Raw genomic sequence first — 12,770 nt, forward strand, 5'->3', positions numbered from 1 at the left:
GCGGCGACCGCCGAACCGGAAGACGCCAAGCCCGCAGGCAAGTCGGCGACCACGGCCGAACCCGAGGACGCCAAGCCCGAGGGCAAGGCGGCGACGGACGCGGTCGAGCCCGAGGACACCCGCCCCGACGACAAGTCAGCGCCTGCGGACGAGCCCGAGGACGCCGCCCCCGGCGACGGGCCCGCGGACGCCGATGGCGCGGAGGACCCGCAGGGGCCACCCGCGGCTGACAACGATGGCCGCAGGGGTGGTGCCGGTGGGGACACGGGCGCCGAAGGCGGAGCCGGGGCGGGCATCGACCAGCCGACGACCATGCTCAAGGCCCCCCGGCCGCCGCAGGTCGACCAGCCCACGACCACGCTCAAGCTGGGCGGCGGCACCAAGCCCAAGCCGAAGGCACCCGAGGCCGACGCCGAGCGCACCAGCAGGTTCGTAGCGCTCAAGTCGGACATACAGCCGGGCGCGAAGCCCGCGAAGCCGCAGCCGGAGTCCGGGGCCGAGCCCGCCTCCACCACCCGCACCACCGTCATCCCACAGGTCGGGCCGGAGCGCACCACCCAGCAGCCGCTTCCCCCGAAGCCCCCGCTGGACCTGCTCGCCGAGCTGACCAACACGCCCCCGCCGCCGGAGACCTCGGTCAGGACCCTCGTCCGGCGGGTCAAGATCTGGACCCCCCTGGTCATCCTGCTCTTGATCGTCTTTGCGGTCGTACAGAACGTGCGCCCGCTCCCCCAGCCCACCCTCGACCTCACCGCGAAGGACACGTACACCTTCGACGGCAGCAAGGTGGACATCCCCTGGCCCGCCGACGGCCAGGCCGCCCTCGACGTCCAGGGCATCGGCACGTTCGGTTCCTCCGGCGACCAGAAGCCCGTGCCGATCGCCAGTGTCGCCAAGGTGATGACCGCGTACATCGTGCTGCGCGACCACCCCCTCAAGAGCGGCGCGGCCGGCCCGAAGATCAAGATCGACCAGACCGCCCAGGACCAGGCGAACGCCGGCCAGGAGTCCACCGTCGACGTGACGGCCGGCGACTCGATCACCCAGCGTGAGGCCCTGGAGAGCATCCTCATCGCGTCGGCCAACAACGTGGCCCGCCTGCTGGCCCGTTGGGACGCGGGCAGCGAGAAGGCGTTCGTGGCGAAGATGAACGCCACGGCGAAGAAGCTCGGCATGACCAACACGACGTACACCGACCCCTCCGGCCTCACCGACTCCACCGTCTCCACGGCCGTGGACCAGGTGAAGCTGGCGAAGGCGGCGATGGCGAGCGAGCCGGCCTTCCGCGAGGTCGCCGCGATGATGTCGTACGACGACTACAAGGGCGTCAACCACGGCAACTGGAACCAGTTGGTCGGCCAGAACAACGTCGTCGGCATCAAGACCGGCACCACCACCTCCGCCCTCGGTAACCTGGTCTTCGCCGCGAAGAAGGACGTGAACGGCGAGACCCGCACGGTCATCGGCGCGGTGATCCGGCAGCCGGCCAACGCCAGCAACGGCAACAGCATCCTCAAGGCCGCCCTCAACGCCGGCGACGCGCTGATCCGGGCGGCGCAGGGGGCGCTGCGGTCGGCGACGATCTACAAGAAGGGCTCCGTCGTCGGGTACGTGGACGACGGGCTCGGCGGCCGTACCCCGGTCGTGGCGACCAAGGACGTCACCGCTGTCGGCTGGTCGGGGCTGAAGGTGAAGCTGACGTTCGCCGCCGACGAGGTACCGCACACCGCGAAGGCGGGCACCAAGGTCGGCACCCTCACCGTGGGTGACGGCTCCGGCTCCGCCGTCCAGGTGCCGGTCGCCCTGCAGAAGGACCTGACCGAGCCCGGCTTCACCAGCAGGCTGACCCGTATCGCCTGAGCCGCACAGGACCCATAGCAGGCATTCCGTCACGCACCCCGCCGATTGGCGGCCCACCCCGGGGCCGCACGGCGGGGTGCGTGCTAGCGTCACGAATCGGGGCAGGTCGCCGGTCGCCGGGACACGGCCGCGAACTGGACGGGAAGCGGCCGGTAACACCGTGGAACACGGCCGAGAACAGAAGACGGGACACGGGGAGTGCCTTCAGGTGGCCACAGCGGAGCCGACACGCGCCGACAACGCCGATCCGGGCCCGAAAGCCGGCCCGCGAATAGCCGTGCCGCCCGCGGAAGCGGACGGCACGGAGCGTAAGGACGGCGGTCGGCTGCTGCGCGCCGCCGAACCCCTGCGGCGGCGTCTGCTGGAACACCCGGTGCTGTCGGTCACGGCCCTCGCCGGCATCCTCCACATCATCTGGTTCTTCACGTTCGCGAACAGTGGCGGGGACCTCGCGGCACAGGACGCCTGGGCCGAGTTCGTCGGCCGGCACCCGGACTCGGCGTACAACCTCGCCTGGTACGGCGGGATGCACCCGGTGTCGTACAGCGTGGTGTCGCCGTACCTGATGTCGCTGCTGGGCGTCCGTACCACGATGATGATCTCCGGCACGGTCTCGGCCGGGCTGCTGACCCTGCTCCTGATCCGCAGCCGTGCGGTGAAGAACCCCTTGTGGGCCGCGCTCGCCGGGGTGTTCGCGCTGATCTGCAACGCGCTGTCCGGGCGGGTCACCTTCGGTCTCGGCTCGGTGTTCGCGCTGGCCGCGGTCGGGGCGGTGTTCTGCTGGCCGCACCGCTGGCGTTTCAAACGGTGGGCGAAGGCGCTGGTCGCGGCCCCGCTGGCGGCGCTCGCCACCATGTCGTCGCCGGTCGCCGGTCTCTTCGTCGGGCTGGTCGCCGTCGCGCTGTTCCTGCAGAAGCGGCGGCCGGGCGCCTGGGCGCTCGGGCTGGCGCCCGCGGCCGTGGTCGCGGTCTCCGCCTGGCTGTTCCCGTTCTCCGGCACCCAGCCGATGGGCATCGGCTCGATGAGCCTGCCGCTCGCCTACGGCCTGCTCTGCCTCTTCCTCGTCCCCAAGGAGTGGAAGACGGTCCGGCTGACGGCCGCCGTCTACAGCCTCGGGGTCGTCCTCGTCTGGCTGGTCAGCTCCCAGATCGGCTCGAACATCTCGCGGCTGCCGATGCTGTTCGCGGGCGCGACTCTGATCGCCGCCCTCCCGTACACGGTCCCGCGCTCCCGCAAGTACTACGTCACCGTCCTCGCCTTCCTCGGCTCCGCCGGCTGGATCGGCTTCAAGGCGGTCGACGACGTCGTCCATACGACCCCGACCGCGTCCTGGGCCCGCGAGCTGGCCCCGCTCGTCCACCAGCTCCAGCAGGTCGGCGCCGAGAAGGGCCGCGTCGAGGTGGTCCCGGCCGCCTCCCACCGGGAGGCGTCCGCGCTCGCGCCGTACGTCAACCTGGCCCGCGGCTGGAACCGCCAGGCCGACATGGAACGCAACCCGCTCTTCTACGACGACACCCTCAACTCCGCGAACTACCACGAGTGGCTGCAGCGCTGGGCCGTGCACTACGTCGTGCTGCCCAAGGACGACCCCGACGGCGACGGCGGGGAACGCGAGCGGGCGCTGGTCCGGCGCGGGATGCCGTACCTGAAGCAGATCTGGGGCGACGCCAACTGGCAGCTGTTCCGGGTGACCGACCCGACGCCGCTCGCCGAGCCCGACGCCGTGGTGGACAGCGCCGAGCAGGGCGAGCTGACCATCGAGGTCCGCAAGGCGGGGCGGATCCTGATCCGGATCCCGTACTCGCCGTGGCTGAGCATCGTCGACGCGGAGGGCAAGAGCCTGAAGGCGCCGGAGGAGACCGAGGCCTCCAAGCACCGGGCGGAGGGCAGACCGAAGACGTACGTCAACGTCAACGGCTGCCTGGCGGAGACGCCGGAGGACGCCAAGGGGGACAAGTGGACGGTGCTGCTCGCCCCGAAGGCCGGCACCTACCGGCTGGCGGCGCCGTACCAGCTCCCGCGCGGCACCCCGTGCCCCGACGAACTCAAGTGACCGGGCGGCGGTGGCGGCGGGCCTGCAACCGGCGGGCGGATCCGTGCGTCAGTCGTACGCACAGAGCGAGCAAGGAGCACGTGCCGAGCAAGCGCGGTTGTTCGCAGGGGACTTGAAGGCGGACGGGTCGGCAGGGGGCGCGCGGGCTGCCCCTGTTCGTGGCCACAGAAGTGGAACTGCCGGCGATCCCGGCCACCGCTCTGGCACGACCACCACCCACGGTCGCGCCTCAGGGAGCGTCTCACCGGCGCGCCCAAGGCCACTGCCGCCGCTCTCCTCCTCTCGGGCCCCCGGCTGGTCCCGTGGGCCGCGTACGACGGGCAGGGCAGCCGGTCCGGGCCGTGGTCACCGAGGTGACAGCTCTCTCCGACACCTCCGAGGAGACGGACGGCGGGCCGTTCGGGTACCGGGTCGCCGGCGCCGCGACCGAACAGGACCTGGGCAGGCTGCTGTACGGGCTGCCGGACCCGGCGCCGGTCGGCACGGTCGTCGAGGTCTCCGTGGTCCCGGGCGCGGCTGAATACCACCGGTCGGCGCGGAGCGACTCGACGCCGGCGGCACACCCGTACGTGACCGCTTTCGGGGTGATGACGGCCGTCCACCTGCTGGCCCGCGCCGCCGCGTGGGCCGGGTGGCCGCGCCGGCCCGGGTGATCCGAGGGCTCACCTCACCGCACCTCGTTCGCGTAGCGGCTGTTGATCCCGTCTGCCGGTTCGGTGCGCGCGCTCACCGAACTTCGGACGGAGTTGAACGGAATCCCTCTCCAAATCTGACGTCTAGTCAGGTAAACCGAACCCATGACAGATGACGCGACGCACATGGACGACACCCGTAGCGACCTGTACGCCGAACTGGCCTCCGTCGGCCCCTACGGAGCCGACCTCGGACATGCCCTGATCACCATGGTCGAGCCGCACCCGGGCCACGAGCGCCAGTACAATCGCTGGTACGAAGACGACCACTTCATCGCCGGTGCGATGGCCATGCCGTGGATGTACGCCGGCCGCCGCTGGGTCGCCACCCGGGACCTGCAACTCCTGCGCTACCCCGAGAAGTCCGCCGTCGCACAGCCAGTGACGGCCGGGTGCTACATCTCCGTCTACTGGATGACCGCCGGCCGCTACGCCGACCACATGCGCTGGACCGTCGGCATCAACAAACGGCTGAATCGTGACGGCCGGGTCTACCGGGACCGTACACACGTCTTCACCGCGTTCCAGGACCACACGACGACCGTCTACCGCGACGGCGGCCACGGTCCGCGCGACATCCATGCCCTCGATCATCCCTACGCCGGGCTCGTCGTCCAGGTCATCGACGCCAACTCCCCCGCCAGGCTCACGGACCTGCTCGCGTGGCTGCGCGACGACCATCTCCCGAAGCGGCTGGCGGGCTCCCCTGCGGCCATGGTGACCGTCTTCGCGCCGACCCCGCTGCCCCTGGACCGGATGACCTACGTCAAGCAGGTCGAGGGGGTCGGGACCCGGCTGACCCTCCTGTGGTTCCTCCAGCACGATCCCCGCGAGAGCTGGCGGGACCACTTCGCGGACCTGGACACGGCGGTGGCCGCCTCCGGCCTCGGGGACGTGCAGTTCGTCGCCCCGTTCATCCCCACCGTCCCGGGCACCGACCGCTATGTGGACGAGCTGCGATGAGCCCATCGGATGCCATCTGAGGCTTGCGTACACGCCCCGCATCGGACTCGAACCGCGCTGAAGCGCCCTCGCCACACATGATGCACAACCGCGGGCGGGATCGGCGACACGGTTTGCACCGCCCTCGCCCTCAACGAAATCCAGGTGGCGAATATAGATCTGTGTACGTTGTCAACATTTCCTCTTGATTGATGGAGTCGCGAGGTCCGTGTACGGTGACGTCCATGGCAGACCACCCCGCCCCGCCGGTCGGCGGCCCGCTTGTCACCGGCTCCGAGATCGCCAGGCTCGCCGGCGTGACGCGCGCCGCGGTCTCCAACTGGAGGCGGCGGTACGAGGACTTTCCCCCGCCCGCAGGCGGGGGTGCGAACAGTCCGCTGTTCGACCTGGCCGCAGTGCAGACGTGGCTGGACAAACAGCGCAAGGGCCAGGACGTCTCCGTGGAGGTGCAGCTGTGGCAGGCCCTGCGAGCGGCCTACGGTGACGACATGATCGGCGGGATGGCCGATGTCGCTCAGCTGTTCGCCGGGGCCGAGGGCGAGGCACCGGAAGCCCTGCCGACGGACGTCGTACGACTGGCCCGGCAACTCGGCGAGAGTGGATCACCCGGTGACGTGGTGAACGCGCTTACCGAACGCTTCACCGACTCCGTGCGCCGGGCCGGGTCAGACCAGGTCACCTCGCCTCGTATCGTCCAAGCGGTACGGCGCTTCGCCGGTAAGGTGCCTGCTGATGCGACCCTCTTCGACCCGGCGTGCGGTATCGGAACACTCCTGTTGACCGTCGGACCCGAGCACGGACCGACGCGATGTGGTCAGGAGGCCGACGCCCGCAGTGCTCGATTCGCGCAGCTGCGAGCCGATCTCACGGGCCGCGCCGACGTCGACATCGCCACTGGGGATTCCTTGCGTGCCGACCACTGGCCGGACCTCAGGGCCGATCTCGTCGTCTGCGATCCGCCCGTCGGAGCCACCGACTGGGGGCGCGAGGACCTGCTCCTCGACCCCCGGTGGGAACTTGGCACACCCTCGCGTGCCGAAGGTGAACTCGCCTGGCTGCAGCACGCCTACGCGCACACCGCACCCGGCGGCCGCGTCCTCATGGTCATGCCCGCCTCGGTCGCCTACCGCAAGGCCGGCCGCCGTATCCGGGCCGAGCTCGTGCGGCGCGGCATCCTCACGGACATCATCGCCCTCCCACCCGGGAGTGCTGCCTCGCACGCCCTCCCCGTGCACCTCTGGAGTCTGCGGCGCCCGCAGTCCCCGGATGACGCCGTCTCCAAGGTACGTATGGTCGACCTCACGGCGAACGATCCGGACGGCCCGCTGGAGCCGGGGCCCGACCAGACGGCGGACGTACCCCTGATCGAACTCCTCGACGACGCCGTGGATCTCACTCCCGGCCGTCACGTCGAGGAGTCCCATCGCGACTACGCGACCGAGTACCGGGCCCTGCGGCAGGAGCTGGCCGAGCAGGTACGACTGCTGGCCGACCTGCTGCCGACCTTGATGGGGGGCGCCGGCCCCAGTGCCCTGGAGGGGCCGTCCGTCAGTGTCGCCGACCTCGCACGTGCCGGACTGGTCGAGTACGGCGATCCGGAGCCGGTCTCGGTGAGCGATCAGCTCGACACCGACTACCTCCGGGGTTTTCTGCGCAGCACGGCGAACACCCGGCGGTCCACGAGCGCCAGCGGCACCTACCGGCTCGACGGCAAGGGCGCCCGCATCCCGCAGATGGACATCGCCGAGCAACGCCGGTATGGGGCGGCGTTCCGCGCTCTGCAGGAGTTCGAGGAAGGGGCGCGGAGGGTAGCCGAACTCAGCAAACAGGCGGCGGCACTGGCAAGGGACGGGCTCGGCAATGGAGCGCTCTCACCTGAAGAGTGACGTCCAGCCATGTCGCCGGGCTGCGATCACGTCGTCTGCGGAACGAATGGACTGGCTACCCCGCTCCACGACACCGCCAATGCCTCCCGCGCACGTGTGCACGCCACGAACAGCAGACACCGCTCCCGGAGCAGGTCCGAGTCGTGCTGCAGCGCGTCCACGGAGGCCGGCGTCACTTCGCGGGCGAAGGGAAGCGCGCTCGCCGTCGCACCGATGACGGCGACGCAGCGGAACTCCAGCCCCTTCATGGCGTGCATGGTTGCCAGTCGTACGCCATCCGTGTCCGGCCCCGGATTGTCTCTGACCCGGACCACCGGCACCCGGGCCGCTGTCAACTTGTCGTGCGCCTTGTCGAGCAGCACGTTGAAGCGGGCACACACGCCGATCTCCGACGGCCGGATGCCCTGCGCGATCCAGCTCCCGACGCGCTCGACGAGCGCTGCGATCTCCGCCTGTTCCGAGCCGTGCCCATCCACATGTGGACTTCGGCCGTGCAGGAGCGACCGGTAACCTGCCAGGGTGTCGCTGCCTTCGCCGCCGAGGTCATCGACCGACACCGAAGTGAGGATGCCCGTCGACCAGGCGAGGATCTCCTCCGTACTGCGGTAGTTGATGCGCAGGCGGTGCGTGCGCCCGGCCACCGAGATGCCGAGCGAGCCGAGTGAGACCTTCGAGTCGTAGATCCGCTGGTGCGGGTCGCCGGTGATGAACAGGTCGTCGCTGCCGGGCGCCACCGCGCCACGCAGGACGCGCCACTGGGCCGGGTGCAGGTCCTGTGCCTCGTCGACCACGACGTGGTCGTGCGTGGGTGAGGAAGCGGCCAGGAGCTCGGCCGCACGGGCGCACACCTTGAGGTGGGTGGTGACCTTCTGGTCACCCTGCATGGACTCGAACAGTTCGACGGCGGGCCACAACTGCTCCCGCCTGGTCAGCGACAGCGCACTGCCGCGACCGCGCCGGGAGGCCGCGCGGTAGTCGTCGAGGGTACGCAGGTCCTGGGCGAGGACGACGTGGCGGTACTCCTGGGCCAGGAACTGCTCCGCCCACGGCAGGCCGAGCTTCTTGACGATCCGCTGCCACACCTGCCGCTCCTCCCGGTCACCGATCGGGGAGGGCGCCCGTCCGTCGAGGCGGGTCACAATGCCGTGGGCGTAGGCGTTGACCGTGGTCACCTCGACGCGGGCGAGCAGCGACTCGTCGTCGAGAAGGACGGACAGGTTTTCCCGCAACGACGCGGCCAGGGCATTGGTGAACGTGGTGAGCAGCACGCGTGCGTCCGGGGAGCGGGTGAGCAGGTGCTTGACCCGGTGCAGTGCCGCGACCGTCTTGCCGGTCCCCGGGCCGCCGGTGACCTGAGCCGGGCCGCCGTACGACACCCGGTAGGCGACGCGGCGCTGGGAGGGGTGCAGGAACACGCGCCACGCCGCGAACGGCTTCTCCAGGATGTCGGCGAGCTCCTCCGGGCCAGTGACCAGGGTGATGCGGCTCGTGGTGTTGGCGATGACGACGGCCAGGCTCTCGTCCGGGTCGGGGCCCGCGTCGACGGGCCGCCGGACGGCGACCACGTCCCGGTACACCTCCTCGGGGCTGAACCCCTCCGCCAGGTACTGCAGCACCTCGCACTGGTCCTCCGGCAGCAGCGTCTCGAAGGCCCGCAACTGCACCTTGTCCACGATGGTCCGCACGGCGCGGAGAACCTGGTCGTCGATACCGAGTTCGCGCAGCACCGTGTCCGAGTACTTCGCGAAGAGCAGCGAGGCGGCGGCCGCGGCGGCCTTCTCCAGGGCCGGGGTCAGCTGCTCGATCGCCGTGACGTTGCGGACCTCCAGCGCCCGGGTCGCGGAGTTCGTCGTGTACAGCCGCTTCGCAGCCCAGGTGTAGGCGTCGTCGTGGGGGACGACGTTGACGAGCAGGAAGACGTCACTGCCGTCGTCCGGGGCGAGGACGACGCCTCTCCAGAAGTTGTTGATGCGGATGGTCCGCATGCGTGGATCGCGCGCGTTCTCCACGGACTCCAGGTGCAACCCCTTGTCCGCCTGCAGTTCGGGCACGGTGAGCTGCTGGAACTTCTGCATCGCCTTGCGTACGCCGGCTTTGACGGGCCGCTCCAGGACGTCGTAGCTCTCCCAGAAACTGTTGGCGAATGCAAGCTGCGGCACGAGGCGCCCTCCCCACCTGAACGGACACTCGGCAGTCGATCATACGAGCGGAGTGTTCACCAGCCCGGCGGCCACCTTCTCCACGTCTGAGAGCAGACTGGAGGGTTCCTGGTCGAGGTCAAGGGCGTGCTGATGGATGACGATGCCCGCGTGCCGCACCGTGTGGGCCGCGTGCGGGGCGTTGCCCTTGGCGTACACCAGGTGGCCTTCGCGCAGGCCAAGGGCGGTGCAGTACGCGAGCATCTGATAGAGGTCGGCATCCGGAAAACCGTCCCGCTTCTCGGCCTTGTACTTGGCGTCCACCACGGCGCACGGGGCGCCATGCGGCCCGTACAGCACGAAATCGGGCTTCATGCGGATCGCGGCCGCCTCGTCGAGGTGATGCGGATCCTGCAGCCGCGCCGAGTGCCCGAGGCCACGGCATGCCTCTCGCAGTGCCACCGTCACGAAGTCCTCGAAGAGCTTGTTCATGTCGAACAGGAACCCATCGACGCGCAGCCCGCCGGGCGCGTGCTCGACGGAGGCGTTCTCCAGAACGGTACGGGCGAGATGCAGCGCGTGCTGGTAGCGCGAGTTGAGCCGGCTCGGCTGCCAGGCAGGCAGCGGCTGGCCGCGCACGATCACCATGACATCGGCCAGGCGGGCACGCTGGTGGAGCAGTCCGCGACGCACATCGTGGGGTACGCCGGGCAACCGCAGGAGACGCTCGACAGCAGCGCGCAGCAGGCGGTTCTCCGCGATGTCGGTGGTGAACTCGTCGTACTCCACCTCCACCGGCAGCGCCGCTCCGAATCGCCGCCGTATCTGCTCGGCTTCCCGGATGCGGCCCCGGACGACCAGAGACGTCTCCTCGGTCGCGCGGTATCCCTGCAGGAGCCCCTGCCGCAGGGCCCGGTCGATCTGCCGCTCCACGGCGTGGGCGAGGGCGGGCAGCAGATCGCGGTGCCCGGTGACATCGACTTCCCCGTCTCGCCAGCCGCCCTGTGGGTCGAGGCTGTACCCGAGGAGGAAGAACAGGCGGGCGATGGAAACCTTGGGAGCGACGCGTACGGTGATCGGCCCGTCGCCCCCTGGCGTCGCGACCGCCACGGCACCGACCTTGCTACCGGCCCGCAGAGACCAGTGCCCCGAGACGTACGGATCGGGAGCCGCGTCCACGATGTCCCCAGCAGCCAGCGCTCGTCCGACGGCGTCGGACAGCGCGACGTGCAAGGCCGGTGCGTGCTCGATGAGTTCGACGACCCGGGTCACCCCGACGACTCCCGCAAGGCGCCGATCCCGTACCGCTTCGCGACGTCCACGCCGTCCCCGTAGTGGTACTCCTCGAGCAACGGCAGAATCTTGGTCCGCCACGTCCGCTCCAGTCCACCCTCTCGATAGACACCCCTCTTCATCAGGTAGGAGGGCCCGATGCGGAAGTCGGCGTCGTCGATACGGGAGTTGAGCGCGTCGAGCAGATCGGCCGGCTCGGTGGCGCGACCCTCGCGCATGAGCCAGCGGCGCAGCAGCCCGCTCGTCGGCTCGGTCCGCGGGGACAGTTCGACGAAGGCGAAGCGGCGGCGCATCGCCGCGTCGACGAGGGCGATCGACCGGTCGGCGGTGTTCATGGTGCCGATCACGAAGAGGTTGGGCGGCAGTGCGAAGTCATCGCCGGAGTAGGTCAGCCGGACCGACTTGTTGCGGTACTCCAGCAGGAAGTACAACTCGCCGAAAACCTTTGCCAGGTTGGCGCGGTTGATCTCGTCGATGATCAGGAAGTGCGGGATGTGCCGGTTGCCCTCGCGGGAGGCCAGATCGGCAAGCTCACGCAGCGGGCCGGCGGTGAGCCGGAAGGCGACCTCCCGGGTCTGCGGGTCCTCTTGCGGCCGGAAACCCTCGAAGAAGTCCTCGTACGCGTACGACGGATGGAACTGCACCAGCTTGACTTGCTCGGGCCCGCCGCCGAGGAACTCGGCGAGTTTCAGGGCGAGGTACGTCTTGCCGGTTCCGGGCGGGCCGTACAGCACCAGCTGCCGCTCGTCCCACAGCAGATCACGTACCTCACGCAGCCAGGCGGTGTCGTGCACGAGGAGCTCGTCGGCCAACTCGTCCGTGGGCTCGGGCAGCTCCAGCTCGCGCCGGGCGGTGAGTGCGGGGATCTCCACGCTCGGGTCCCGATCGGCGGCTTCGGCCTCCTCGATCAGGTCCTCGTCGCTTATCCCCAGGCCGTCGATGAGATCCTTCACCGCGGTCAGATCGACGACGTCATGCTGCGCGGAGAGCTTCTGCTGGAGCGCCTCGGGCAGGTCCTCGTACGCGTGCCCGTCGTCCGCCCAGTCCACCGGCCGGCGCAGATCCGACCGGCCGCCCTCGGAAGCGAGCTGCTCGGCGTCTCCCGTGATCTTGCCGATGTACAGCCGACCGCCCGAGATGGTGCACATGGTGTCGCCGGGCCGCATCCGGGAGAGGAACATGTGCATTTCCTCGACTAGCTGCACCTTCTGGTTGTACGTCGCGGTGGAGGCGTAGTCCTCCTCGACGGCGGTGCGCAGCCGGTCCTTGCTGATGCCCTGCTCGACGCCTTGGCGCAGGTGACGTACTCGCAGGGTCACCAGCCCCTCAGGCAGCCAAAGACGCCGGACGAGGTCGAGGCCGGAGACATTGGAGCCGCGCACCAGCCAGGCCCGGTTGGGTCCCCACCACACCTGGTCCAGGTAGTCGGAGAGCGGATGGCCGTCGGCGGTCTTCCACTCCAGCCATCCGTTGGCGCTGCGGCCGACCAGGATCTCGGCGGCGGCCGACGGCGAGTTGCACTCGACGTCCTCGACGAGCTCCATCCAGCCGGGCCAGGTCTCCGACTCCACGAAGACGTCGTCCTCGATCAGCCGCTGCCTCAGCCGGTACGACGACGGCATGCGCACCGGGAACGAGGGCACGACCTCCGGGCGCCCCGGCGACCCGGCCAGGACGACGAACTTCTGGCTCCCGTTCGTGCCCTTCTCGGTCAACAGCCGTCCCCGGGCCTCGGGGCCGCCGTTCGGCAGCTTCAGCCGGAACTCCGGGTACGGCGTGCCGTCGTCGGCCATGGTCACCATTTCCCCCATTCGTGCACAGTGCTTTCAGTGAGAAAGATAAGGGGCACCGCTGGCAATGGGTGCCCCGAGCGGGGTACGTACCG

Annotated in this window: 8 protein-coding genes; 5 read left to right on the plus strand and 3 right to left on the minus strand. The window is 69.9% G+C overall.

Translation table 11 applies throughout. From position 1 onward, the window contains the following. From ACFZDK_RS23155 to ACFZDK_RS23175, 5 genes are all read left to right on the plus strand, one after another. Nucleotides 1-1,860: serine hydrolase (locus ACFZDK_RS23155; protein ID WP_390975142.1), on the plus strand; the 1,860-nt coding region annotated here is incomplete at its 5' end. A 208-nt stretch (nt 1,861-2,068) separates the two neighbouring features. After that, nucleotides 2,069-3,913 (plus strand): MFS transporter, encoded by a 1,845-nt coding sequence (locus tag ACFZDK_RS23160; RefSeq protein WP_390975144.1) that lies wholly within the window; start codon nt 2,069-2,071, stop codon nt 3,911-3,913. A 302-nt stretch (nt 3,914-4,215) separates the two neighbouring features. Beyond that, nucleotides 4,216-4,566 carry a hypothetical protein gene (locus ACFZDK_RS23165; protein ID WP_390975145.1) on the plus strand — a complete coding sequence of 117 codons (351 nt, stop codon included), beginning with the start codon at nt 4,216-4,218 and terminating at the stop codon, nt 4,564-4,566. A 144-nt stretch (nt 4,567-4,710) separates the two neighbouring features. Beyond that, complete coding sequence (locus ACFZDK_RS23170) at nt 4,711-5,568, plus strand: hypothetical protein (RefSeq protein ID WP_390975147.1); 858 nt, start codon at nt 4,711-4,713, stop codon at nt 5,566-5,568. Between the two features lie 224 nt (nt 5,569-5,792). Beyond that, nucleotides 5,793-7,454, plus strand: coding sequence for an N-6 DNA methylase (locus ACFZDK_RS23175; protein WP_390975148.1), 1,662 nt, complete (start codon nt 5,793-5,795; stop codon nt 7,452-7,454). Between the two features lie 26 nt (nt 7,455-7,480). Here the strand turns inward: ACFZDK_RS23175 and ACFZDK_RS23180 are convergent, their stop codons facing one another. Genes ACFZDK_RS23180 through ACFZDK_RS23190 form a run of 3 tightly spaced genes read right to left on the minus strand, consistent with a single transcriptional unit; the run spans nt 7,481 to nt 12,687 of the window. Next, nucleotides 7,481-9,613, minus strand: a complete 2,133-nt coding sequence (locus ACFZDK_RS23180; RefSeq protein ID WP_390975150.1) for a UvrD-helicase domain-containing protein — start codon at nt 9,611-9,613, stop codon at nt 7,481-7,483. Between the two features lie 39 nt (nt 9,614-9,652). Continuing rightward, entirely contained in the window at nt 9,653-10,864 is a 1,212-nt protein-coding gene (locus ACFZDK_RS23185; protein ID WP_390975152.1) for an McrC family protein, read from the minus strand. Next, a complete protein-coding gene (locus ACFZDK_RS23190; RefSeq protein WP_390975892.1) occupies nt 10,861-12,687 on the minus strand; it encodes a DUF4357 domain-containing protein in 1,827 nt (608 codons plus the stop codon). Before ACFZDK_RS23190 ends, ACFZDK_RS23185 begins: the two co-directional genes overlap by 4 nt. Nucleotides 12,688-12,770 lie beyond the last annotated feature (83 nt).

Source organism: Streptomyces sp. NPDC007901, from assembly GCF_042959465.1.
GTDB lineage: Bacteria > Actinomycetota > Actinomycetes > Streptomycetales > Streptomycetaceae > Streptomyces.

Excerpts from the sequence above, each read along its gene's own strand:
- ACFZDK_RS23170 (WP_390975147.1), top strand. The coding sequence starts at position 4,711 with ATGACAGATGACGCGACGCACATGGACGACACCCGTAGCGACCTGTAC.
- ACFZDK_RS23190 (WP_390975892.1), bottom strand. The coding sequence starts at position 12,687 with ATGGTGACCATGGCCGACGACGGCACGCCGTACCCGGAGTTCCGGCTG.
- ACFZDK_RS23175 (WP_390975148.1), top strand. The coding sequence starts at position 5,793 with ATGGCAGACCACCCCGCCCCGCCGGTCGGCGGCCCGCTTGTCACCGGC.